At 72.1% G+C, this 23170-nt stretch carries 15 protein-coding genes; 7 read left to right on the forward strand and 8 right to left on the reverse strand.

What is annotated here, in order from left to right; genetic code table 11:
* Positions 1 to 66 precede the first annotated feature (66 nt).
* Complete coding sequence (locus tag AWQ71_RS01175; RefSeq protein WP_067125108.1) at positions 67 to 1761, reverse strand: glycosyltransferase family 2 protein; 1695 nt, start codon at positions 1759 to 1761, stop codon at positions 67 to 69.
* Entirely contained in the window at positions 1761 to 2900 is a 1140-nt protein-coding gene (locus AWQ71_RS01180) for a glycosyltransferase family 2 protein (RefSeq protein WP_067125111.1), read from the reverse strand. The genes AWQ71_RS01175 and AWQ71_RS01180 overlap by 1 nt, the downstream gene beginning before the upstream one ends.
* Before the next feature lie 347 nt (positions 2901 to 3247).
* Here AWQ71_RS01180 and AWQ71_RS01185 point away from each other — a divergent pair, with 347 nt between their 5' ends.
* The 4 genes from AWQ71_RS01185 to AWQ71_RS01200 are packed head-to-tail and all read left to right on the forward strand — an operon-like array spanning position 3248 to position 9676.
* The gene (locus tag AWQ71_RS01185) at positions 3248 to 4342 is read left to right on the forward strand and encodes a class I SAM-dependent methyltransferase (protein WP_067125114.1); all 1095 of its coding nucleotides are present in this window, start codon (positions 3248 to 3250) and stop codon (positions 4340 to 4342) included.
* Positions 4343 to 4353: 11 nt separating this feature from the next.
* On the forward strand, positions 4354 to 5940 hold the full coding sequence (locus AWQ71_RS01190) for a glycosyltransferase (protein WP_067125116.1): 1587 nt from the start codon (positions 4354 to 4356) through the stop codon (positions 5938 to 5940).
* Positions 5940 to 7937, forward strand: a complete 1998-nt coding sequence (locus tag AWQ71_RS01195; RefSeq protein ID WP_084258295.1) for a glycosyltransferase — start codon at positions 5940 to 5942, stop codon at positions 7935 to 7937. The genes AWQ71_RS01190 and AWQ71_RS01195 overlap by 1 nt, the downstream gene beginning before the upstream one ends.
* Complete coding sequence (locus AWQ71_RS01200) at positions 7934 to 9676, forward strand: glycosyltransferase family 2 protein (protein WP_067125119.1); 1743 nt, start codon at positions 7934 to 7936, stop codon at positions 9674 to 9676. Before AWQ71_RS01195 ends, AWQ71_RS01200 begins: the two co-directional genes overlap by 4 nt.
* A 10-nt stretch (positions 9677 to 9686) precedes the next feature.
* On the opposite strand, the gene AWQ71_RS01205 is transcribed toward AWQ71_RS01200, so the two are convergent.
* From AWQ71_RS01205 to AWQ71_RS01225, 5 genes are all read right to left on the reverse strand, one after another.
* The gene (locus AWQ71_RS01205) at positions 9687 to 10616 is read right to left on the reverse strand and encodes a polysaccharide deacetylase family protein (protein ID WP_067125122.1); all 930 of its coding nucleotides are present in this window, start codon (positions 10614 to 10616) and stop codon (positions 9687 to 9689) included.
* A gap of 153 nt (positions 10617 to 10769) precedes the next feature.
* Positions 10770 to 12068: a homoserine dehydrogenase gene (locus AWQ71_RS01210; protein ID WP_169806494.1), complete on the reverse strand. Its 1299-nt coding sequence runs from the start codon at positions 12066 to 12068 to the stop codon at positions 10770 to 10772.
* The gene (gene lysA, locus AWQ71_RS01215) at positions 12065 to 13444 is read right to left on the reverse strand and encodes a diaminopimelate decarboxylase (protein WP_067125124.1); all 1380 of its coding nucleotides are present in this window, start codon (positions 13442 to 13444) and stop codon (positions 12065 to 12067) included. The genes AWQ71_RS01210 and lysA overlap by 4 nt, the downstream gene beginning before the upstream one ends.
* Positions 13445 to 13699: 255 nt before the next feature.
* Complete coding sequence (locus tag AWQ71_RS01220) at positions 13700 to 14374, reverse strand: DALR anticodon-binding domain-containing protein (RefSeq protein ID WP_067125126.1); 675 nt, start codon at positions 14372 to 14374, stop codon at positions 13700 to 13702.
* A 44-nt stretch (positions 14375 to 14418) separates the two neighbouring features.
* Positions 14419 to 16542 carry a glycosyltransferase family 2 protein gene (locus AWQ71_RS01225; protein ID WP_067125128.1) on the reverse strand — a complete coding sequence of 708 codons (2124 nt, stop codon included), beginning with the start codon at positions 16540 to 16542 and terminating at the stop codon, positions 14419 to 14421.
* Positions 16543 to 16863: 321 nt separating this feature from the next.
* Between AWQ71_RS01225 and AWQ71_RS01230 the strand changes: the two genes are divergently transcribed.
* The 3 genes from AWQ71_RS01230 (at position 16864) to treS (ending at position 22164) form a co-directional block, all read left to right on the forward strand.
* Positions 16864 to 18135 carry an ATP-binding protein gene (locus AWQ71_RS01230; protein WP_245658053.1) on the forward strand — a complete coding sequence of 424 codons (1272 nt, stop codon included), beginning with the start codon at positions 16864 to 16866 and terminating at the stop codon, positions 18133 to 18135.
* A 102-nt stretch (positions 18136 to 18237) separates the two neighbouring features.
* Entirely contained in the window at positions 18238 to 19995 is a 1758-nt protein-coding gene (locus tag AWQ71_RS01235; RefSeq protein WP_067125132.1) for an adenine nucleotide alpha hydrolase family protein, read from the forward strand.
* A 498-nt stretch (positions 19996 to 20493) separates the two neighbouring features.
* Entirely contained in the window at positions 20494 to 22164 is a 1671-nt protein-coding gene (gene treS, locus AWQ71_RS01240; RefSeq protein ID WP_067126064.1) for a maltose alpha-D-glucosyltransferase, read from the forward strand.
* 93 nt (positions 22165 to 22257) lie between these two features.
* Here the strand turns inward: treS and AWQ71_RS01245 are convergent, their stop codons facing one another.
* Positions 22258 to 23124: a hypothetical protein gene (locus AWQ71_RS01245; protein WP_157570124.1), complete on the reverse strand. Its 867-nt coding sequence runs from the start codon at positions 23122 to 23124 to the stop codon at positions 22258 to 22260.
* Between the last annotated feature and the right edge of the window lie 46 nt (positions 23125 to 23170).

Here is a 23170-nt window from a genome sequence, read left to right on the forward strand (position 1 = left end):
CCTGGCCTGGGGGCCGAGGGCGGATCACCAGAGGACCCAGGGGACTTTCCACACCGCCGCCATTGACTAGCGGTAGATCACGCGGCGGACGATGGCCTTGATGCCCCGCTTGCGGCGCAACGCGCCGACCTCCTTGCGCAGGGAGCTCACCTCGCGGCGCAGTTCCACGGTGGATTTGCGCCACTTGGCGGCTTCGTCGCGCCACTTCCCCACCTGGCCGCGCAGCCGTTCGACCTCCTTGGCGAGCTTGGCCGCCTCGGCCTGCGCCTCGGCCCTCGCCCGGTAGGCGCTGCGCCGCCCGGTGGGAACCGGCGCCTGGTCCGCCGGGAGGAGGCCGGCGGGGGCCCCGTCGATCCACACCGCGCCGAACATCTCGGCCACGGCGTCGTCCAGCGCCTCCGTTTCCGCGTCGCTTCTCCCGGCGCCGGCCGCCCGTCCGGCCGCTCCTGCCGCTCCGGGCTCCTGGACGAAGGTCGCCCGGTTGAACGCCGCCGTACGCTCCAGACGCGCGACCGTCACCCCTCCCCCGGGGCCTTCGCCGTCCTCGGACAGGAGAAGGCCGACCAGGCCCAGCCCGCGCTCCTCGATCAGGTCGACGAGCGTCGCCAGGGTGTCCTCCCCCAGCGCCCACCCCGCCGGGACGCGTAACCGGAACGGCGCGGGGGCAGCCGACGGGGTGAACCGTACGCGCGCCTCGTGGGCGTAGATGCCATGGACGAGCGTCAGGTCGAGGGAGGGGTCGGTCAGCGGCGCCCGCCGTTCCCGGGTCTCCGGCTCGGGCACCCCGGTCACCACCACGCCCACGTCGGGGACCGTGCCGGCGAGGGCGGTGTCCACCGTGGCCCGTACGTCCTCGTAGGAGGCGCCCGCGCCGTCCACGACGACCTCGACGTACGGCACCAGCCACTGGCGGGCCGGGTGGGAGCGGAGCCAGCGATATTGCGGGACGCGATCGGGGATGAACGCGTGGCTGACCCGGGTGACCCGGTCCATGTCGCGCATCCGCATCGTGGGGCCGAGGTGGTAGGCCCGAGAGCGGGGCTCGGGGACGAAGACCGCGCCCGCTTGGGCCAGGCGGTATCCCATCTCGGTGTCCTGGCCCAGCATGAGGCCGGTGTCCATCGGACCGGTCATCTCGATCAGCCGCCGGCTGACCGAGGTCGATCCCCCGACGTGCAGGCTGAAGGCCCGGCGCGCGTCGCGCAGGCCGTCCGTACGCCCGACGAGGTCGACGATCCAGGAGTGCGGCTCAGCGGGTTCGAAGAACGGCGCGAGCTCCGCGGCGTCCGCGATCTGCGCGGGCTGGGGCGGCCGCGCCTCGCTGAACCGCAGATATCCGGTCACGGAGAGGTAGGGGGCGAGGTGGTGCCAGCGCATCTGCGCCTCGACCGCGTCCCGCTCCAGCACGACGTCGGAGTCCAGCCAGTGGACGACGTCCCCGCCGGACGCGGCGAGCCCGGCGTTCCTGGCGTCGGCCCGGCCCGGCGTCTCGCATCTGATCAGCCGGGTGCCGACGGGCCGCAACTCCGGGAGGTGCAGCGGCGGGGAGCTGCCGTTGTCCACGACCACGACCTCGGTGAGCTCCGCCGGATAGGTCTGGACGGCGAGCGCGGCGAGCACGAGGTCGAGCTTGTCCTGCCCGCCGTACGCGGGGATGACGACACTGACCGACAGCCGGGGCGTCCAGGAGCCGATCTCAGCGGGTGTGAGGAGGGAATAGTCGTTCCCCTTGACCCGGGGGACGCTTACGGGCGTTTCCATCAATGGGCCGGCTCCAGGATGTGGCTGGGCCGCACGCCCCGCCATTGGTTGGTCGCGACTTTCAGGAAGTGGGCGAGCGGCAGCCGCCAGGTGTGCCGGTCCGCCGTCGAGCGCCTGAGCATGTAGCCGAGGCCGTGCGTCCGGTAGATGCGGGCTCCCGCCGCGTCGGCCGCGGTGAGCATCCCCTCGTCCACCGCGCGCGGCACCGAGGGGAAGCCGGTGAACACGGCGCGGTCGAGCATGATGGTGCCGCCCGCGACGTGCCGGTTCCAGACCTCGCTCTTGTAGTCGGTGCGCCGGATGGTGAGGTTCAGCGGTTCGAGATGGAAGAACTCGGCCGTCGTGCCGACGATGTCCGCGCCCGAGTAGGAGCGGGCGAGCAGGAGGTCGGCGAGGTGCTCGGGGCCGTACCAGTCGTCGTCGTCCCATTTGGCGAGCAGGTCTCCACTCGCCCGGCGCGCGGCCTCGTTCAACACGTCTCCGAACATCGTGTCGCCGTCCGCCTCGATCACCTCGACGGGGATGTCCAACCCCTTGGCGGCCCGCCGTACGACGTCGGCGGGGTAGCCGTGGGCGGCGAAGACGACCTCGACGTCCACGTGCCGCTGCCGGGCGATCTGGGCCAGTGCCCAGCCCGCCATCGACGGCCGCCTGCTGGCCATGATCACGCTGACGTTCGCCCGCGTACGGCGGGCGGCGAGGGCGTGGCGGCGGAGCCGCACGCTGTGCTCCTCCCGGCGGAGCGCGGCCACGGAGACCCCGGACGTGTCGGTCTCCGGTTCGAGCCAGCCGGTCGAGGTGAGCAGCTCGGCCAGCGCGGGATCGTCAGTGGCGAGCCACCGCGGGACCGTCTCCGCGTGCAGCGGCACCCCGGCCGCCGCGAGCGTCAGCACGGCGTCGAGAGATCGGCGGGCGTCGGCGTCGTACGGCGTTTCGCCGTCGGGTGTGGGGGCGGCGTGGGCGGAAACGCTGCCGGGCCAGGCGAGGCGCACGCTCTGGTGTGCGCGCAGCGGCGCCACCGCCTCCCCTGGCGATTCTTCGGGGAAGGGCGTTCCGGCGACCATCCACCGGATTCCGTCCCATGTGGCCTGCGCCGGCTCCGCGTCCGCACTGCTCAGGAACCCCTGAGGGCTCGTCATGACCGTCCTATCAGGAAACTTTCAGGAATTATCCATGGTTTACCTACGAAACATCGCTAGAACATACATATACGCCGAAGCTCGGAAGATTCCGCAATGTTCGGTGATCATCACAATTCCATTGAAGTCGTGACTACAACAGTCCCGTAGACCATTTCGGTACTGTTCCGCGGATCCGCCGCCCGAGCGGATCCGGACGGACGCGCCACGAGGCGGGGAGAGAGCGCGCGACACGCGCGCGGCGGCACCGCCGCCGAGGTCCTCCTGACGCCGGCGCGGGCGGATCCGGGGAGATGCCCCGCGCTCGCAGGTGAGCCGTCGGGACGTACCACGGAGGTAGACAACGAATGCCCACCACCCGTCGGCTCATCGTGGCCGCCGCGGCGGTCGGCGCGTTGACGCTGGCGGCGTTGACCGTGCTGATCCTGCTGGAGATCGTCGAAATCCTCGCCGGGCTGACCCTCGGCCTCCTGATCTGCGCGACCGGCCTGATGTTCCTCGTCGCCCTCTCCGTACGCCGCGTGGACGGGAAGGCGCTGCGCATCGACGACCGGGTCAAGCGCCAGGAGGCCGCCCTCGCCAAGGTCGCGAACGCCCTCGGGAGCGTCACCGAGCGGCTGGAGCAGGTCGCGGCGGCGGCCGAGGCGCGCGGCCCGCGCCGCGAGGAGGACCTGCGCGCGATCCTCACCTCGCTCGGGGAGGACCGCGTCAACGCGACGCTCGCCCGGCAGGAGATCGAGAAGGCCGTGGGCGACGCCGGCGCGCTCGTCGGCACCCGGCTTGACCACGTCGAGAAGGCCCTGACCAGGGAGTTCCGGCAGGGGTACCGCCAGGTCGAGGCGTACGTCGATCTCCGGTCGCTGATCGAGCCGCGGGCGCCGCTGCCCGAGCTGAGAGGGTGGGCCGCCTCGCCCGACCTGCTGCGCCGGCTGGTCGGCCACATCTGCGAGCACCGGCCCCGGCTGGTCGTCGAGTGCGGCAGCGGATCGTCGACCGTCTGGCTCGGCTACGCCGTGGAACGTTACGGCGGCGGCCGGGTCGTCTCCCTGGAGCACGACGAGCGCTATTACGCGCTCTCCCGCGACCTGGTGCGCGCCCACGGGCTGTCCCACATCGTGGAGGTGCGGCACGCCCCGCTGCGCCCCTGGCGGCACGGCGCCGAGTCCTGGAGCTGGTACGACGAGGACGCCACGCGGGATCTCGACGGGATCGGCCTGCTCCTCGTGGACGGCCCGCCCGGCGCGACCGGACCGCAGGCGCGCTATCCGGCCGTCCCGGCCCTGCTGGACCGGTGCGCGAAGGACGTGCGCATCCTCGTCGACGACGCCGCCCGCGCCGACGAGCGGGCGGCGGTCCGGCGCTGGCTGGACGAGTTCCCCCTGGAAGCCGTGGAGCACGAGGCCGACAAGGGGCTCGTGACACTCACCCGCGCCACGCCATGACAATTCCGGATATGCCGCGCGTTCGACGCAACGACTACGGCACCCTGCGTCCCCCGGCGCTCGGCGCCTGGGAGCCCCGGCTGACGGTCAGCGTCGTCATCCCCGCGTACGAGTGCCAGGAGGCGCTGGACCGGACGCTCGCCGGGCTCGCCGCGCAGACCTACCCCCGGGATCTGACGGAGGTCGTCGTCGCCGACGACGGCAGCGACCCGGCGCTCCGCGTCCCCCGCATCGCCCCCGAGGCGACCCGGATCGTACGCGTACCCGAGGGCCGGTGGGGACGCGGCTGGGCCAGGCAGACGGGCGCGGAGGCGGCGGGCGGGGACGTCGTCCACTGGGTCGACTCCGACATGATCCTCGCGCGGGACCACATCGAGGCGCACCTGCGGTGGCACCACCTGGCGAGCTACGCCGTGGTCCACGGGAGGGTGGGGTTCGTCGCCGACGACGTTTTGCCGCCCGCGCCCGAGGCCGTCTTCGCCGGGACGTACGAGGACGCGGCGGCCTTCGAGGAGGCACGGCCGCACGGCTGGACCGCCGAGGTGCTCGGCACGACGCGGGAGCTGCGCGACGAGGTCGCCGGGGCGTACCGGCTGCACTCCGGCGCGACAACGTCGGTCGCCGCGTGGCTGCTGAAGGCGGCGGGCGGCGTGAACACGTCGCTGAACATGGCCGAGGACACCGACCTCGGATACCGGCTCGCGCAGCAGGGAGCGGTCTTCATCCCGGACCCCGAGGCCCGGGCGTGGCACCTCGGCACGTCCACGGTCATGCGCCGGGAGGCCGACGTCCACCGGCACAACTGGTCGTTCCTCGGCGACCTGATCCCCGACCTGCGCTGGCTGCGCCGTCATCCCCGCCGCCACTGGGCGGTGCCCTACGTCGAGGTGGTGATCGACGCGCACGGCGCGACGTACGAGCAGGTGCGCGCCAGTGTGGACGCCGCCCTGGCGGGGACCGTGGCCGACACCTCGGTGGTGCTCCTCGGCCCGTGGGACAAGCTGCCCTCGGGCCGCCGGGCCTCGCTCGACGAGCCGATGCTCGACACCCGGCTCGCGTACAACCTGTACGAGCACGAGCCGAGGGTGCGCTTCGCGCGGGCGGCGGCGGAGAGCTGCGCGCCCACGCCCTTCCGGGTCACCTGCCCCGCCGGATGGGTGCTCGGCCCCGACTCCCTGGCGTCGCTCGTCGAGCTGGCCGAACGCCGGGGGTACGGCCTCGTGTCGGCGATCGTGCAGGAGACCGCGGCGGGCGTGTCGGCGCTGAGGCTGGAACGGACCGCCGCGTTCTCCCGCGCCGCCCGTTTCCCGGGCGCCGACGCCCCCGACGCACTGGTGGACGAGATGTACGGGTCGATCTGGGTCGCGGCGGAGGATTTCGGCGTCGTGCGGGACGAGAACGCCGAGCCGGTGGGCGGCGACCCGGCCAAGTGGCGGGCGAGCGCGACCAGGTGGCGCTCCGAGGCTACACGGCTGCGGGCCGAGGTGGCCCGGCTGGAGGCCGACCTCCGGCACGCCCATGACACGGAGGCGGCCGACACCGGTCGCGGCGTTCGCGGCCTTCGCGGTGTTCGCGGCCGGAGGTTCAGGCGGCGCTGATGTTCGAGCGGATCATCGGCGAGGCCGTACGGCGCGGCGCGGGGCGGCGGGTCGCCGTGTACTGCGTCGGAGTGGAGTCACCGGAGAGCCTCGCCGTCACGGGCGTCCGGCACCTCGTGGACCTCGACGGCGACCCCCGGCGCGCCCTGCCTCCGGAGAGCCCCGGGACGCCGCCGCCGGGTGGGGCGGCTCCGTCGCCGGACGAGGAGGTTACCGAGGTCCTCGTGCTCGCGCGCACTCCGACGGATCTGCGCCGGGCCGCGACCCTGCACACGCTGCTGCCCCGCGCCGAACGGGTGATCGTGGTCACCGCCGAGACCCCGTACTGGTACCCGGCGCCCGCGCCGTCGCTCACGCCCGCCCACCGCTGGCGGGCCCTCACGGAGCTGAGAGTCCACCGGCCGGCGAACGGCGCGTGGGCGGTGGACGCGAGGTTCTCCGCCGCGACCCCGGCCGGGCGTACCGTGGCCGCGACCGCCCGCGCGTTCGCGGGGAACCGCCTCGACGGCATCGCCGCCCCCGTGGCGGCGCTGGCCGGGCCGGGCGCGGCCCATTGGCGGCCGGGGGACCCCAACGCGTCCCCGGTGGAGCCGGGGGGTCCTCTGCCCGTACGTGTCGGCGCTCCGGGCGGCGACGTGGTGCTCCGCACCTCCTTCCCGGAGGGCCTGCCCGCCTGGGAGGGGGACGCGCCCGTGGTGGATCTCCCCGCCCTGGAGGAGCTGAGCTGGGAACGCCTCGGCGAGCCCGGAGGCGCCGTGCCTCTGGCCGTCGGTACGGAGGCCGCGAACAGGCGGCCTGCCGTACATGTGAACGATGTCCGGCTGCTCCCCCCGGTGGACGACCGGTCGGTGAATCCGATGGGCTTCGTCACCACGCCCACGCTGGGCGTCGGCCGCCTCGAACTGGCCGACGGCCGCTGGAACGCCGTCCACGACGGGAAGGTGCTCACCCGCTTCGCCGCGTCCGGGTGCGTCACCGTCACGGACGTCGCCCGCCTCCGGCAGGTGCGCGGGCTGCGGATCGACTGGCGGAACGGCCACACGGGGCCGATCGCGGCCGTGCGGGTGGTCGCCTCGCTGGCGGCGGCGGGCGTGCCGATGCTGGCCGGCGAGATCCCTCCGTGGGCCGGGGCGCTCGGCGACGGGCTCATCGGGCTGCTCCGCGCGGTCACGCCCGAGGACCTGGAGGACGACCTGCGGCGTGAGGAGCACAGCGTCCTGCTCCGTAGGCGCGCCCTCCGGGACCACGGCGTCGAGGCCCGATGGGAGCGGCTCGGCGCCCCCGCCCGGCAGCGGCCGCTCACGTCCGTGCTGCTGACCACCCGCCGCCCGGAGATGGTGCCCTTCGCCCTCGGCCAGGCGGCCCGGCAGCGCGACGCGGAGCTGGAGGTCGTCCTGGCCCTGCACGGGATCCCGCGCGATCATCCGTCCGTGGCCCCGGCCGTCGCCTCGTTCGAGCGGCCGATCACGGTCGTGGAGGGGGCGGCGTCGCTCGCGTTCGGGGCGCTGCTCAACCGGGCGGCGGCCCGCGCGTCCGGCTCGTTCCTGCTGAAGATGGACGACGACGACTGGTACGGCCCGGACTTCCTGGCCGACCTGCTGCTCGCCCACTCGTACACCGGCGCGAACGTGCTGGGCGCGGCCCTGGAGTTCGTCTACCTCGCGGCGATCGACATCACCGTACGCCGCGACCAGGTCACCGAGCAGATCACCAACTTCGTGGCGGGCGGCACGATCTTCACCGAGCGGGCGGCGTTCGACGCGGTCGGCGGCTTCCGCCCGCTCCCCCGCGCCGTGGACACCCAGTTCCAGCACGCCGTGCAGAGCGCGGGCGGGCAGGTGTACCGCACCCACGGCCTCGGGTACGTGCTGCGGCGCGGCCCGGCGTCCCAGCACACCTGGCGCGAGCCGATCGGCACCTTCCTGCGCAGGAACAAGCGGCAGTGGCGCGGTTTCCGGCCGAGCGCCCTCATGGAGCTCCCGGAGGGCGCGTCATGACCCCGTCGGCGCCGTTCACGGGCCGCGCTCCGCGGATCCGGCGCAACGACTACGCGGTCCTCGACGTGCCCGCGCCGGGCGAGTGGGAGCCCCACCTGTCGGTCAGCGTGGTCATCCCCGCCCGGAACTGCCAGGAGAAGCTGGATCTCACCCTTGCGGCGCTGGCCGGGCAGAGCTACCCCGACCACCTCCTGGAAGTGATCGTCGTGGACGACGGCAGCGGCCCGCCGCTCCGGGTGCCCCCGATCGCGCCGAGCCGTACCCGCCTCGTGCCGGCCCGTCCCGGGGGGTGGGGCATAGCCTGGGCCCTCGCGACCGGTACGGCCCTCGCCGAGGGCGACGTGATCCATCGCGTCGACGCGGACATCGTCCCGTACCGGGTGCACGTCGAGACGCACATGCGATGGCATCACCTGGCCGACTACCTGGTCGTCCTCGGGACACTGCGGTTCGCCGACGTGGCGGACGGGCTGCCCTCCCCCTCGGACGTACGGAGCGCGGTGGAGGCGCGGAACGCGGACGCGCTGTTCGATCTGCCGTCCAGCGCGGCGCACGACTGGTGGGAGGACCTCGTCGACGAGCACGACGGGTTCAGGACCGCCCCCAGTTCCGTCCTGCACCGCGTCCACGTCGGGGCGACGGCCTCGCTCCCCGCCGGGCTGCTGCGCGCGGCGGGCGGCCTGGACACGTCGCTGGTCCTCGCCGAGGACACCGAGTTGGGATATCGCCTCACCCAGGCGGGGGCGGTGTTCGTGCCGGACCGGGCGGCGCGGAGCTGGCATCTCGGCACGCCGACCGCCATGCGGCGCGGGGACGAGGTCCGCCGGTACAACTCACCGTTCGTCGCGGACCGCATCCCCTACCGGCGCTTCCTGCGGGTCGAGGGCGGCCGGCAGTGGCTCGTGCCGTACGTCGAGGTGCTCGTGGACGCGTCGGCGGCGGGCTACGAGAGCGTCGCAGGGACCGTGGACGCCGCGCTCGTCAGCACGCTCCCGGACGTCCAGGTCACCGTGACCGGCCCGTGGAACGCGCTGGACGACGGGCGGCGGGCGCCGCTGGACGACCCACTCCTCGATCTCCGGCTCGTCCGGGGCCGCTACACGCATGACGGGCGGGTCGGGTTCGCCGCCTCCGCCCCCGCGTCGGCGGCTCCCGCGCCGTTCCGGCTGGTCTGTCCGCCCGGCTGGGGCGTCGCGGCCGACACGCTCGACCGGCTGATCAAGTACGCCGAGGAGGGCGACCTCGGGCTGCTGTGCGTGGCTCTGGACGAGGACACCGGCGGCGTGTTGTGCGCCCGCCTGGAACGGACGTCGTCCGTCGCGCGGGCGGCGCGCCTGGCCGAGGACGGCGAGCACCTCGACGAGGTGATCCACGAGACCTTCGGCGTGGAGTGGCTCGACGGGGAGACCTGGGGTTTCACCCGGCTCGACCCGGCGGACCGGCCGCCCCGGCGCGGCCGCAACACTGAGGCCGCCCACTGGAAGGCGCTGGCCGTCCAGCGCAAGATCGACGGCGGACGGGTGAAGTCACGCCTGACGGCGCTGGAGAAGGAGGTCGCCCGGCTGCGGAAGGAGGCCGCGAAGGGCAAGGCGGACACCGCCCGGTGGCGGGCCAAGGCCGAACAGTGGCGGGTCGAGGCGGTCCGCCTGCGGCGCGAGCGCGACCTGACGGTCGTGCGCCGGGCGATCAGGAAGGCCCGCCGCCTGCTCCGCGACCGCCCCGAACCCCCCGCAACCTGACATCTCCGTGTTACGGGGCGGCGGGATCGGCGGGGACGGGACGCACCCGGCCCCCGGTGACGTCCCCGAGCGTGCGGACGGCCGTGCCGTGCCCCTCACGCCTGGCCAGCCAGGCGAGGAACCCGTCGAGCACGTCCGTACGGACCGAGAAGGTGCCGCAGCCTCGCGCGCACACCTTGTGGAAGGCCAGCGGGAGCAGGCCGCCGCCGCCCTGTTCGGCGCGGATCACGTAGCCCTTCAGGGCCGCCAGTGTGGCGCTCTCGCGGACCGATCCCGGCGTGCGGATCTCGTAGGGCCGCTCGGGCCGGGCGGGCTCCGCCACGACGCAGTCGCGGCACGGCCGCTGGGCGATGCCGCCGATGGTCCGCGCCGCGTTGTAGCCGCAGTCCCGCGCGGCCTGCCGGGCGGTGGCGTCCACCGCGCCGTACGGGTAGGCGAAGGTCCGCACCTGGAGGCCCGTTCCGAGGAGGGCGCGACGATCGGCGCAGATCGTCTCCGCCTGCTCCTCGGGGTCGAGGTCGGTCAGCCGCTCGTGGTCCACCGTGTGGCCGCCGATCTCGTGGCCCGCCTTCGCGATCGCGGTCACCTGGCGGCGGGAGAGCTTGCCCGACGTCCCGAGATCGCCGCTGTTGACGTAGAACGTGCCGCGCAGCCCGTGTTTCTCCAGCAGCCTCGCGGCCACGGCATGGCTGCGGTCGCCGTCGTCGAAGGTGAGCGCGACGACCGTCGTGGGTCGTCGCGCGGGCCTCGGCTTGGGGCTCTTCCCGGGCTTCGCCGTCGGTTTGGCCGCCGGTACGGCGGCGGCCGCGGTCCCCCCCGCGACGGCGGGACGGCTCGCGGCCTGGAGTGCGGGACGCGACGCCGCGTGGGCGGCCGGCCCCGCGAACACCGAGGCGGCGAGAGCGGAGAGCGCGAGTGTCGCCCACAGTGTTCTGCGCATCTCACGTCCCCGCGGTGTCCGGCCTTCCGGCCTACGGGCGCGCCCCTCGCGCCTCACATTCCCAGATATATCGGAATTGCGAGGCCCGAGGGGCAGGAGATGCCGGAGAGCCCGTTACAGGGCCTCGTTACGGAGCCTCGTTACGGGGCCTCTTTACGGGGCCTCGTCGCCTTCGACCCGCATGACGCCGGCGACCGCGCGGACGATGTCCATCTCACGCAGGCTCCCGATCGTCGCCTGGAGCGCGGCGTCGGTGGCCCGGTGGGAGACGATGACGAGCTGGGCGTCATCGCCCCTACCCTCCTGGCGGACGGTCTGGATGGAGACGTCGTGCTTGGCGAAGATCTCGGCCACCCTGGCGAGGACGCCCGGCTTGTCCGCCACGTCGAGGGAGACATGGCACCGCGTGATGCTGTCACCCATCGGGTGCACCCGCAGGTCCGCGTACGTGGACTCCTCGGGGCCCCGGGTGTTCGCGATGCGGTTGCGCGCGACGGCGACGATGTCGCCGAGCACCGCCGAGGCGGTGGGCGCGCCACCCGCGCCCGCGCCGTAGAACATCAGCCGCCCGGCCGACTCGGCCTCCACGAAGACCGCGTTGTACGCCTCGCGGACGCCCGCGAGGGGGTGGGACCTCGGGATCATCGCGGGGTGGACCCGGACGCCCACGGACCCGCCGTCGTCGGACCGCGCGCAGATGGCGAGCAGCTTGATGACGTATCCCATGGCCTTGGCCGAGGCGACGTCGGCCGCGGTGATCTCGGTGATGCCCTCGCGGTACACGTCCGCAGCGGTGACCCGGGTGTGGAAGGCGATGCCCGCGAGGATCGCCGCCTTGGCCGCGGCGTCGAAGCCCTCGACGTCGGCGGTCGGGTCGGCCTCGGCGTAGCCGAGCGCCTGGGCCTCCTCCAGGGCGTCGGTGAACGACGCGCCGGTGGAGTCCATCTTGTCGAGGATGTAGTTCGTGGTGCCGTTCACGATGCCGAGCACCCGCTGGACGCGGTCACCGGCCATCGACTCCCGCAGCGGGCGCAGCAGCGGGATCGCCCCCGCGACGCTGGCCTCGAAGTAGAGGTCGGCGTTGTTCTCGCGCGCGGCGCGGTGGATGGTGGCACCGTCCTCGGCGAGCAGCGCCTTGTTGGCGGTGACCACGGACTTGCCGGAGGCCATCGCGGACAGGATCAGCGACCGGGCCGGCTCGATGCCGCCGATCACCTCGACCACGATGTCGACGTCGTCACGGGTCACCAGGCTCTCGGCGTCCGTGGTGAGGAGCTCCGGGTCGATCTCGGTGTCGCGCTTGCGGCCGATCTTGCGCACCGCCACCCCGGCGAGTTCGAGCGGGGCGCCCACGCGCGCGGCGAGGTCGTTCTCCTGCTCGCGCAGGAGCCGGACGACCTGCGAGCCGACGACCCCGCAGCCCAGCAGCGCGATTTTCAGCGGTTTGGTCACAGTTGTCCCCTCAGGAGGTCGTCCTCGGTCTCCCGGCGCACGATGACGCGCGACTGGCCGTGGGCCACCGCCACGACAGCCGGCTTGGGCAGGTAGTTGTAGTTGTTGGCGAGCGAGCGGCAGTACGCGCCGGTCCCGGCCACGGCGACCAGGTCGCCCGGCGCGAGGTCGGCGGGGAACCACAGGTCGCGCACGACCATGTCGCCGCTCTCGCAGTGCTTGCCGACGAGGCGGGAGAGCATCGGCTCGGCCTCGCTCTCACGGGAGGCGAGCGTCGCGGTGTAGTCCGCGCCGTACAACGCGGTGCGGATGTTGTCGCTCATGCCGCCGTCCACGCTGACGTAGGTGCGCAGGCCCTCGACGTCCTTGACCGTGCCGACCTCGTAGAGCGTCACACCGGCGAGCCCGGCGATGGACCGGCCCGGCTCGACGGTCAGCCGGGGCACGGGCAGGCCGGCCGCCTCGCACGCCTTGATGATGATGTCGCGCAGGCTGTCCGCGAGCTCCTTCACGTCCAGGACGTCGTCGCCCTGGACGTACGGGATGCCGTAGCCGCCGCCGAGGTCCAACTCGGGCAGGACGACGCCGTGCTCCTCCTTGACCTGGACGAGCAGCGCGGCGAGGCGGTGCGCCGCCACCTCGAAGCCGGCCGTGTCGGTGATCTGGGACCCGATGTGGGAGTGCAGGCCGACCAGTTCGAGCTGGGGCAGCGCCAGGATGCGCCGGACCGCCTCCGCCGCCGCGCCGCTGTTCAGCGAGAGGCCGAACTTCTGGTCGTCGTGCGCCGTGGCGATGAACTCGTGCGTGTGCGCCTCGACGCCCACCGTCACCCGGATCATGACCTTGGGGCGGGTGCCGTACTTTTCCGCGAGGAACCCGAGCCGGGCGATCTCCTCGAACGAGTCGACCACGATGTGGCCGACGCCGACGTCGACGGCCCGCTCCAGCTCGGCGAGCGACTTGTTGTTACCGTGCATCGTGATGCGCTCGGGCGGGAAACCGACGCTCAGCGCGACCGCGAGCTCGCCCGCGCTGCACACGTCGAGGCCGAGGTCCTCCTGCTGGATCCAGCGGGCGATCTCCCGGCACAGGAACGCCTTGCCCGCGTAGTGGACCTCGCCGTCGCTGAACGCCGCGCGATAGTCGCGGCAGCGGGAGCGGAAGTCCTCCTCGTCGACCACGTAGAGCGGCGTGCCGTGCTGCGCCGCCAGATCGCGTACGTCGACGCCGCCGATCGTGATCGCACCGTCGATGCGGCCGGACGTTCGCGTCCAGATCGCCGGATCGAGGGTGTTCAGATCTGTGGGGGCGTGCGGTGGTACCTCGGGCAGCGCTTCAGCGTGCCCGTCACCGGCGGAATGGGCGAATCGGCTCACCCGAACGAGGCTATCCGACCCCACCGGCACGGCGAGACGGATGACCGATAGGCGAGACAGACGACCATATGAAATGCGGGAATATCATCGTTCCAACGAAAAATTCGTTGCAAAGCCCCGAAGATAGTGAACCTCCTTTTCCGTGGCCCGGGAGCGCCCTCCCCTGCGGCGTCCCCCGATCGTCTCCGCTCCGGCCACGGTCGTGACGGCGGTGCACGACTGTGGAAGGACGGGTGAAGCCGGCACCGGACGCCGTCACAGCCGTTCGGGCAGAGCGGGCGCCACGACCGCGGCCAGGACGGCCTGTACGGCGGCCGCCAGCCGGAGCCGGGCGGTGTGGACGTCGCCCGCGGGCCGATCTCCCCACGGCACGGCCGGGCAGTGCTCGTGCGCGTCGTGGTAGGCGAGCGCGAGCTGCCCCGCGTACGTCCCCCACGCCGGGTCGCGGCTCGTCATACGGCTCGGCAGCTCGGCGAGCAGCCGCAACACGGCGCGCTCGCGTGGATCGTCCAGCGCCTCGGGCCGGAACCCCTCCTCGGGGACGCCGAGAGCGCGCGCCCAGCGCCGTACCGCCGCCGCCCGCGCGTACGCGTACCGGACGACGAACCCGGGGTTGTCCCACGTGCGGGGGAAGTCCGGGGCGAGCGCGGCGGGCTCGCGGATCTCCGGCGGCCCCTTCCGCACGATCTCACCGGCGACCTCGCCTGGCGCCGTCACCGCGATCAGCAGGAGCCCGTCGGGCCGTACCCTGACCTCCTGAATCCCGCGGTGCTCGCGCAGGCGCTCCGCGATCTCCGCGGCGACCTCGCGCGGCGGCCGCCCCGAGGCGGCACGGAACGCGACCGGCGAGCCGTAGACCGCCTCACTCGCCCACGATCCCCATGGCGCGGGCGGCGCCCCGAGGAGCTCGGCGAGCAGGTCAGGAGTCATCCCGGCAGCCTAGCCAGTGTCCGGCGAAATCCCCGGTTGTGCGGCTAGATCAGGGCGAGGGGCTCGACGGGGAAGTAGCCCTGGAGCTGGGCGGAGCCGAGCAGGCGGCCGACGGCGGACTCGCGCACACAGACATAGGAGTACCGGTCCGCCGAGTACACCCGGACCCCGTCGGCCCGGCACTGACGCATGAGCGTCTCGTCCCAGTCGTCCGAGACGTCGGCGAAGCCGAGCTCGGCGAGCGCCTGGCGGCGGCCCAGCAGGGTCCCGCCGCCGATCTCGGGCAGGAACCTGTGCTCGGCGCCCGGCTGGCGCAGGAGGGTGGCCCCCACCTCGGGCAGGTGCGCGTAGAACGACGCCTTCCCGACGATCTCGGTTTCCGTCGAGCCGAAGTAGCGGATCAGATCGGACAGGTAATGCTGGCCGTACACGTCGCGGGGGTCGAAGACCGCGACGTAGTCGCCCTCAGCCATCCGCAGCGCCCGGTCGAGCGCCGCGCCCCGCGTCATCGGGGCGTCCGGCACCCGTACGACGAGGTCCTGGAGGACGGCCACGCCCTGCGGGAGCGACAGCCCCGGGGCGGCCTCGGCGGAGGTCTGGAGCGGGGTGAGGATCTGGCGGGCGCTCTTCTCGACCAGCCCGGCGTCCAGTCCCTCGGCCACGATGACGAGCTGTCCCGGCACGTGGGCCTGGCGCGCGATCTGGTCCAGAAGGTGCTCCAGCTCGGCCGCGCCCTGGACGGCCGCGATGACCGAGACGGTGCCGGTGTTGCGGACGTTGGGCAGCCCGACCACGTCGAACATCGGGTCGAGCAGCGGCGTGATCGGAACGGTCCGCCGCCAGCCCAGGTGGGCCTCGCGCTCGAGGCCCGCGGCGTCCGCGAGCAGCGCCTCGGCCTGCGCCACGGTCACCTCGGGCTTGACGCCCGCGGCCAGCCTGAGCACGGGCGTGGCGCAGGCGGCGATCTCCGCGACCACCCGCGCGTCCGCGTCGGCCACGGCGACCACCAGCCCGGCCCGCCGGTACGCGGTCAGCACGTCGTCGTAGGACGTCTTGTCGTCGTCCTGCCCGGGGAGCGGCTGCCAGGCGCGGCCGCCCGGGGCGGGCTCGGCGGCCTCCGCCCGCGGCGCCGCGCCGGCCTGGTCCGGCTCGCTCACCTCGACGGGCGGCACCGGCAGCGCCACCGGGCCGAGCGTGAAGACGTCGGAGGTGCGCCCGCCGATCGCGGGGATCGGGTTGTGGATGCGCGGCTGGACGGCCATCGGGAGGACGCCGACGCGATCGTGGCGCAGCGCGGCCTTCCATTCCCTGACCCGGGCCTCGGTCGCCGTCAGCACGTACTCGAAGTGCTCGGCGGCCGGCACCGCGCGGGAGACGGCGCCGCCGGAGTGCCAGAAGACGGTCTTGACGCCGCGCTTGCGGCACGCCTCCACAAGGTCGCGCAGCGCCCGCGACTCCCCGGCCAGGGCCTCCAGCCAGCGCCCGCCGTTGCCCTGCCGCGGGCCGGGCTGTACGGACTCGACGAAGAGCAGGTGCGGCTGGTGCTGGTCGAGCATCGCGGCCCAGTTCTCGGGGCCGAAGTTCGTCACCTGCCGCCACTCGTAGCGCAGCAGCGCCTCGGTCTGCCGGTCCACGATCGACGCCACGGTGAGGTACGGCCGGGCCAGCGGCCCCTTGGGCACCTCGAAGCCGTCGACCATGGGCGCGGAGACCTGCGGCGCGCGCGGGTCTGGCGCGGCCGGCGTCGCGGGGGGCTCACCGACGTCCGGCAGCTCCGGCTTGAACTCGGAACGCTTGGGCGCGGGCCGCTTCTTCACCGGCTCCTTGAGGGTCCGGGCCACCGTGCCGGGGCTCTTGGTGTGCAGGGCGTCGCCGAGCTTGAGCCAGCGACTGTCCTGCACCGAGGCGAGCTTCCAGGTGGCGACCTCGGTCTGGTAGCGCTGCTCGGCCAGCTGCTTGGCGAGCTGCGCGTTCTGCCGCTCGGCCCTCCGCGCCCGCACCTCGGCCTCGCGCATCCGCGTCAGTGCCTCGGCCTCCGAGCGCGCCACCTCGTCGAGCCGCCGCTCGTACTCGGTGAGCAGCCGGGACAGCTCCGCCGCCCCCGCGGCCTCCTCGACGGCCTGCGCCAATGCGCGTTTGACGCTCTCGAGGTCGCTCGTCTCGCTCATGGGTCACTCCGCGGTAGTCCGAAAAGGCGGGAGCCACAATATTCGCAGATCACTTGGATCGATCTCAGCTCCCCGAACCATCGCGAAGCGCTCCATAGCCCCCAAGATCCCGCCGATCATGAACTTACCGGCGAAGCGCCACGACATACCCCGCGAATCCGGCCCAGGCTCGCTGGCGAATCGTCCACGGCACCGGCGACGAATCATCCGCACACCTAGCGACCATCTCGCCACGCCCCCGGCGACTATCCGTCCACACACCCAGCGGCCATCTCGCCACACCGGCTTCTCCCGCGCGCGTCTGTGTGGCATCGTGACCTGGTGGTCACCCCTTCTCAGACGCCGTTGGGCCGGGTCGTTCCGCGCCATGCCGAACGTACGGTCGCGGAGGCGATGTCGGACACCCGCGTGGTGCTCCTCAACGGAGCACGACAGTGCGGCAAGAGCACGCTCGTGCGACTGATCTCGAAGGATCGGACGGCGGAGTGGCGCAATCTCGACGCGCCCGCCGTACGGCAGGCCGCACTCGCCGACCCGGGCGGATTCGTGGCGTTCCCGGAGCTCATGGTGATCGACGAGATCCAGCGAGCCCCGGAACTGCTCCTGGCCATCAAGGAGCAGGTCGACGAGGATCCCCGCCCCGGCCGCTATCTGCTGACCGGGTCCGCGCGGGTGCTCGGCCTGCGTACGTTGCCCGACACATTGCCCGGGCGCATGGAGACGGTCGAGCTGTGGCCGTTCTCCCAGGGAGAGATCGACGGCGCGCCCGACGGATTCGTGGATGCGATCTTCGCCGAAGGCGAGAACCTCCACCACACCTCTGCCGTGACACGCGGCGATTACGCGGCGCGAGTGGTCCGCGGTGGATTTCCCGAGGCGGTGGCGCGGACCAATCCGCGGCGGCGGGAACGCTTCCTCGACTCCTACGTCTCCGATCTCATCGCCCGCGACGTCAGCCAGTTGTCGGAGATCGAGCGGACGAGTGAGATGCGACAGCTCGTACGGCTCGTCGCGGCACGATCGGGGCAACTTCTGCTCAGTGCCTCGCTCGGCCGGGGCGCCGGACTGCCCGGGAACACCGCGAGCCGATATCTGAGCCTTCTCGAAGAGGTCTTCCTGATCAAGCGCATCCCCGCCTGGTCGCGGAACCTGAGTTCGCGAGCGACATCCACCCCCAAGGTGGCTTTCGTCGATTCCGGTGTCGCGGCGAACCTTCTCGGCGTCGACGCCCGGAGCCTGGTACGCCCCGAAGGCCCCTTCGGACCACTCCTTGAGGGATTCGTGCTAACGGAACTCGCCCGTCAGCTGACCTGGTCCGATCAACGTGCGGAGCTCTTCCACTACCGGACCAAGGACATGATCGAAGTGGACGCCGTCCTGGAGAACCGCCAGGGCAAGGTCGTCGGCGTGGAGGTGAAGGCTTCCTCCACCGTCCGGTCGGAAGACTTCAAGGGGCTGCGCCATCTGGCGGACCGGCTGGGTGACGACTTCGTCGCGGGAGTCGTCCTCTACACGGGGACGCAGACGCTGCCTTTCGGGCCGAAACTGCGGGCCATGCCGGTGGGCGCGCTGTGGGAGGTCGCCGGGCGGTGAGCCCGCCAGGGCGGCGGCTGAGCGGGCCGCGCGGTTTCGCGCGTCGTTGGGTGGTGGCCTAAATCCGTAGACTCTCCCGTCGAAGTAGAAGGAGGGCAAACGGTGCGCAAAGGTGAGTGGCCGCGATACCAGGCCAGGCCGTACGTGTGTGGTGCCATCGGGCCCTTCGATCCGGCCAGGCTGGACGTGCTGGCCCGCTCGGGCCCGGCCGTGCGGCTGGTCCACCGGACGCCGGACGCGGCCCTTCTCACCTCCGCGCCCATCCGCCCGTACGGCACGGGGACAGACGCGTCGGACAGCGGGGAGCGGGGCCAGGCGGGCGATTCCGGCCACGCCGCCTTCGCCTGGGGCGGCCGCCTGACGGCGAGCGCCGCTCCGGGAGGCGGGCTTCCGGGCGTGCCCGCCGGGACGGGTGCCCGGCCGGGCTGGCTGTCCGCGGCCGAGACCTACGAGACGCCCGGCCTGATCGACGAGCCGGACGAGGTGATCCTGCACACCGGGGCCTTCGGCCTGGACGACGTCTACTACCTGGCCGACGGCGACGTGATCTACTTCGCGGGCCTGATCGAGCCGCTGCTCGCCCTGGCGCGCACGCCGTACGAGGTGAACTGGGACGCCTGGGCCGCCATTCTCAAGCTGACCTATCCGCTGCTTGAGGACACCCCGTACCGGCAGGTCAAGCGGCTGCCGGGGGCGTCCGCGCTGATCTGGTCCCGGGCCGACCGGCGGATGCGGGTGGACCGGCGGGCGCCGCGCTGGGTGCGTGAGGAGCCGTTCGACCGGGGCGTGACCGGCGGCGACCTGGTCGCGCTGCTGCACGACGCGCTCGCGCCGTACGACCGCGTGCTGGTCCCGGTGAGCGGCGGGTACGACTCGCGGCTGCTGGCGAGCGTCGCGGTGGCCAGGGAGATGGACGTCGAGTCGTGGACGACCAGTCCGGACGACGGGCTGGACAACGACATCGACTTCGCGCGCTACATCACGCGGGAACTCGGCCTGGCGCATCGGATTATCCCGCAATATCCCGAAAGATACCCGGAAGAGGCGCTGTGGGCGGCGCGACGGCTGGAGTACCTGACCAGCCACCACGCCTGGTACTCCCCGTTCGCCCGCGAGGTCCACGCGGCGGGGCGACCGGTGGTGGACGGCCTGGCCGGCGGCCCGCTGATGAAGAACTTCCTCATCACCGCCGACGCGGTGGACGCCGGGACCGGCGCCTCCCGCCGTGAGGCGCTCCTGGCCGCGCTGGCGACCGGCGAGCCGCACATGCCCGTCCTCGGCGAGGCCGCGCTCGGCTGGATGGACGGCAGGGTCCGCGCGGCCTTCACCCGGGCGACCTCGATGCTGCACGGCCACCGTTCCGAGCTGCCGCTCAGCGTGCTGCACACGCGCACCGCCCGGGGCATCGCCCGCTCCCCGGTCAACCTGGTGGGCCCGGAGGCCACGCCGGTGTTCCCGTTCCTGCACCCGGAGTTCTTCGACGCGGCCCTCTCGGTGCCCGTCACCCGCAAGGAGGGGGGCAAGTTCTACCGGGAGATCCTGCGGGCGGCCAACCTCAAGGTCGCGACGCTGCCGTCCACCAACGGCGCGCTCCCGCACCGCCGGGTGCCGCTGCGCTCGAACGGGCCGGTCGCCCGGGAGTGGAACCACCGGATGCTGCTGAAGGCCGCGACGATCCCCGGCCTGATGTCGCCCCAGATGCTGGACGTCGTGGCCGAGGGGCCGGACGCGCTGGCGTCGTTCGGCTCATGGAACTCCCGGTTCTGGCTGCGCGGCCTGGTGCTGTTCGGCACCTGGCTGGCCGACTACGAGGACGTCCTCGGCGACCTCACGCCGCCGTGGGCCGGGAACCTCGGCTGACCGTCTTCGGCGACCTCACGCCACCGTGGGCGGGGAGCGTCGGCTGACCCGCGCCGCACCTCGGCGTCTCGTCCGCCGCCGACTCCGTTCCGGCGGCCTCGCCGTCGCCCGCGCACGACTCTGCGGGCGACTCTGCGGGCGACAGCGAGATAACTGTGCGCGACCAGACGGCAACAGACGAAAAGCACTTGTCAGGACGAGGTAACGACTCCTTGTCAAACCCGGGCTGATGGTAGTTTCTTGTTATGTATATGGCATGAGCTGGCATACAGCTGCGGAGTGTGACCAGGCCACCCCCACCCCTTCTTCATCAAGCGAGACCAGATGAACGCTGCTTCGCCATGCCCGGAACCCGATTCCGAGGCTGCCGCCGATCTGTCCCCCCAGGTCACGGCGCCCAGCAACCTCATCCCGGCTGCACCGCCGGTCGCTGGATCCACGAGCCGCCACGCCCCCGTGCCGGCTCGCGAGACCGCCGGGCTCAGCCTCGGCGCCCTCATGCCCACCCCCGAGATCGAGGACTTCACCTCACAAGACCCCCACTGGTACAAACGGGCGGTCTTCTACGAGGCGCTGGTCCGCGGTTTCAAGGACTCGAACGGTGACGGCACCGGCGACCTGCGTGGGCTCATCGAGAAGATGGACTACCTCAAGTGGCTGGGCATCGACTGCCTCTGGCTGCTGCCGCTGTACGAGTCCCCGCTGCGGGACGGCGGGTACGACATCGCCGACTACCTGAAGATCCTTCCGGAGTTCGGCGATCTCAGTGACTTCATCAAGATGATCGAGGCCGCCCACGAGCGCGGCATCCGTGTCATCACCGACCTCGTCATGAACCACACCAGCGACAAGCACCCGTGGTTCCAGGCGTCCCGGCACGACCCCGAGGGCCCCTTCGGCGACTTCTACGTCTGGTCCGACGACCCGACGCGCTACCCCGACGCGCCGATCATCTTCATCGGCGCCGAGGAGTCCAACTGGACGTACGACCCGGTGCGCGGCCAGTACTACTGGCACCGGTTCTTCCACCACCAGCCGGACCTCAACTACGACAACCCGGCCGTGCAGGACGCCATGCTGGAAGTGCTCCGCTTCTGGCTCGACCTGGGCGTGGACGGGTTCCGGCTGGACGCCGTGCCGTACCTCTTCGAGCGCGACGGCACGTCCTGCTCCGGCCTGCCCGAGACGCACGCGTACCTCAAGCGGGTGCGGGCCGAGGTGGACCGGCTCTTCCCGGACCGGGTGCTGCTCGCCGAGGCGAACGGCTGGCCCGAGGACGTGGTCGAGTACTTCGGCGACCCGACGACCGGCGGCGACGAGTGCCACATGGCGTTCCACTTCCCGCTGATGCCGCGCATCTTCATGGCCGTGCGCCGGGAGAACCGGGAACCCATCACGGAAATCATGTCGCGCACGCCGAAGCTGCCGGAGAACGCCCAGTGGGGCATCTTCCTCCGCAACCACGACGAGCTGACGCTCGAGACGGTCAGCGAGGAAGAGCGCGACTACATGCACGCCGAGTACGCCAAGGACCCGCGGATGCGGGCCTACCTCGGCATCCGGCGCCGGCTGGCCCCGCTGCTGGAGAACGACCGGGACCAGATCGAGCTGTTCACCGCGCTGTTGCTGAGCATGCCGGGCTCGCCGGTCATGTACTACGGCGACGAGATCGGCATGGGCGACAACATCTGGCTGGAGGATCGCGACTCGGTCCGCACGCCGATGCAGTGGAGCCCGGACCGCAACGCCGGGTTCTCCAACGCGGACCCCGGCCGGCTGTACCTGCCCGCCGTGATGGACCCGATCTACGGCTACCAGTCGGTCAACGTGGAGGCGCAGCTCAAGAGCGAGTCGTCGCTCCTCCACTTCACCCGGCGGATGCTGCAGATCAGGCGGGAGCACCCGGTGTTCGGCACCGGCGACTACATCGAGCTGTGGTCGCCGAACCCGGCCGTGCTCACCTTCCTCCGTGAGGAGGGCGAGGACCGGATGCTGTGCGTCAACAACCTGTCCAAGCATCCGCAGCCGGTCGAGCTCGACCTGCGCAGGTTCGCCGGTATGACGCCGGTCGAGTGCCGCGGCGGGGTCCCCTTCCCCGTCATCGGCGAGCGGCCGTACCTGCTGACCCTGCCGGGCCACGGGTTCTACTGGTTCTCGATCCGCCCCTGAGAACCGTCCTCCCGGCTCTCGTCTGCTTCTCGTCGGTTGGGGCGAGCGCCTTCGGCGCGCGCCCCAACCGGACGGGCATCCACGGAAGGCCCGTCACCTGGCGGTGAACACGGCGGCATAGACGCCGTTCTCCATGTCGATCCAGATCGGGTACAGGCCCTTGGCCGTCATCTCGTCGAACCGCGCCTGGTACTGAGCGGCGCTCATCGCGTGGAAGGAGTACCAGGCGCCGATGCTGTCATTGCGCCAGACAGCGAGATAGCCCTTGCCGTCAGGGCTCACCGCGATGGCGGACGATCGGAATCCGCGCTTGACGTTGTATTCGAAATCGCTCTGGTACTCGGCCGCGGACGAGGAGACCGTGACGTGCGCGAAGACGCCTGACGGCCTGGCCGCCCACACCGCCACCACGCGCGGGTCGGACGGCGTGCCGTACAGGTTGACGGAGATCGGCATGTAGCCGTTGGCGTTGAAGCTGTTGTTGGCCAATTGGAATTCGGGGATGCTGAGGCCGTGGCGGGCGTAGAACTTGCCCGGCTTCTTCTCCCAAATGGCAATAAAGCTGGCGCTCGATCCGCTACCCGTCGCGGTCACCATGGTGGGCTGGTAGCCCTGCGCGGTGAGCCGATCGAATTCCTGCTGATAGGTGCCGCTCCCACTGGAACCCCCGCCCAGCTTCCAGTCGGGCCCAGGCCTGTTGTCCCAGAACATGGCATATCTTTCCTGTGACTTCTGCTGTCCGTTCGTGATGACCACCGGACGTAACCCCGAGCCGGACTTCGGGACCGAGGAGATGAACCCCCATTCATCCAGGCCGTGGTAGGCGCGGTACTGATAGCGGGCGGTGGTGGCGGCCCGGGAGGTATCCGCCGACGCCGATGGGGAGGCCACCGAAACAGCGGTCAGGACCATCGCAGCGGCTGCCATGATCTTCCGTAGAGGACTCATCGTCTCCTCCATTGAGGGTCCGGTCCGGCGCGGGCGCGGCGGACACAGGTCGGTGCGC

Origin of the sequence: Microtetraspora malaysiensis, from assembly GCF_001528665.1 — a bacterium.
In the GTDB taxonomy this organism is placed as follows: domain Bacteria; phylum Actinomycetota; class Actinomycetes; order Streptosporangiales; family Streptosporangiaceae; genus Microtetraspora_A; species Microtetraspora_A malaysiensis.

Bases quoted from the DNA above. Each gene is read 5' to 3' on its own strand.
- AWQ71_RS01175 (WP_067125108.1), bottom strand. From the start codon at position 1,761: ATGGAAACGCCCGTAAGCGTCCCCCGGGTCAAGGGGAACGACTATTCC.
- AWQ71_RS01180 (WP_067125111.1), bottom strand. From the start codon at position 2,900: ATGACGAGCCCTCAGGGGTTCCTGAGCAGTGCGGACGCGGAGCCGGCG.
- AWQ71_RS01185 (WP_067125114.1), top strand. From the start codon at position 3,248: ATGCCCACCACCCGTCGGCTCATCGTGGCCGCCGCGGCGGTCGGCGCG.
- AWQ71_RS01190 (WP_067125116.1), top strand. From the start codon at position 4,354: ATGCCGCGCGTTCGACGCAACGACTACGGCACCCTGCGTCCCCCGGCG.
- AWQ71_RS01195 (WP_084258295.1), top strand. From the start codon at position 5,940: ATGTTCGAGCGGATCATCGGCGAGGCCGTACGGCGCGGCGCGGGGCGG.
- AWQ71_RS01200 (WP_067125119.1), top strand. From the start codon at position 7,934: ATGACCCCGTCGGCGCCGTTCACGGGCCGCGCTCCGCGGATCCGGCGC.
- AWQ71_RS01205 (WP_067125122.1), bottom strand. From the start codon at position 10,616: ATGCGCAGAACACTGTGGGCGACACTCGCGCTCTCCGCTCTCGCCGCC.
- AWQ71_RS01220 (WP_067125126.1), bottom strand. From the start codon at position 14,374: ATGACTCCTGACCTGCTCGCCGAGCTCCTCGGGGCGCCGCCCGCGCCA.
- AWQ71_RS01225 (WP_067125128.1), bottom strand. From the start codon at position 16,542: ATGAGCGAGACGAGCGACCTCGAGAGCGTCAAACGCGCATTGGCGCAG.
- treS (WP_067126064.1), top strand. From the start codon at position 20,494: ATGCCCACCCCCGAGATCGAGGACTTCACCTCACAAGACCCCCACTGG.
- AWQ71_RS01245 (WP_157570124.1), bottom strand. From the start codon at position 23,124: ATGGAGGAGACGATGAGTCCTCTACGGAAGATCATGGCAGCCGCTGCG.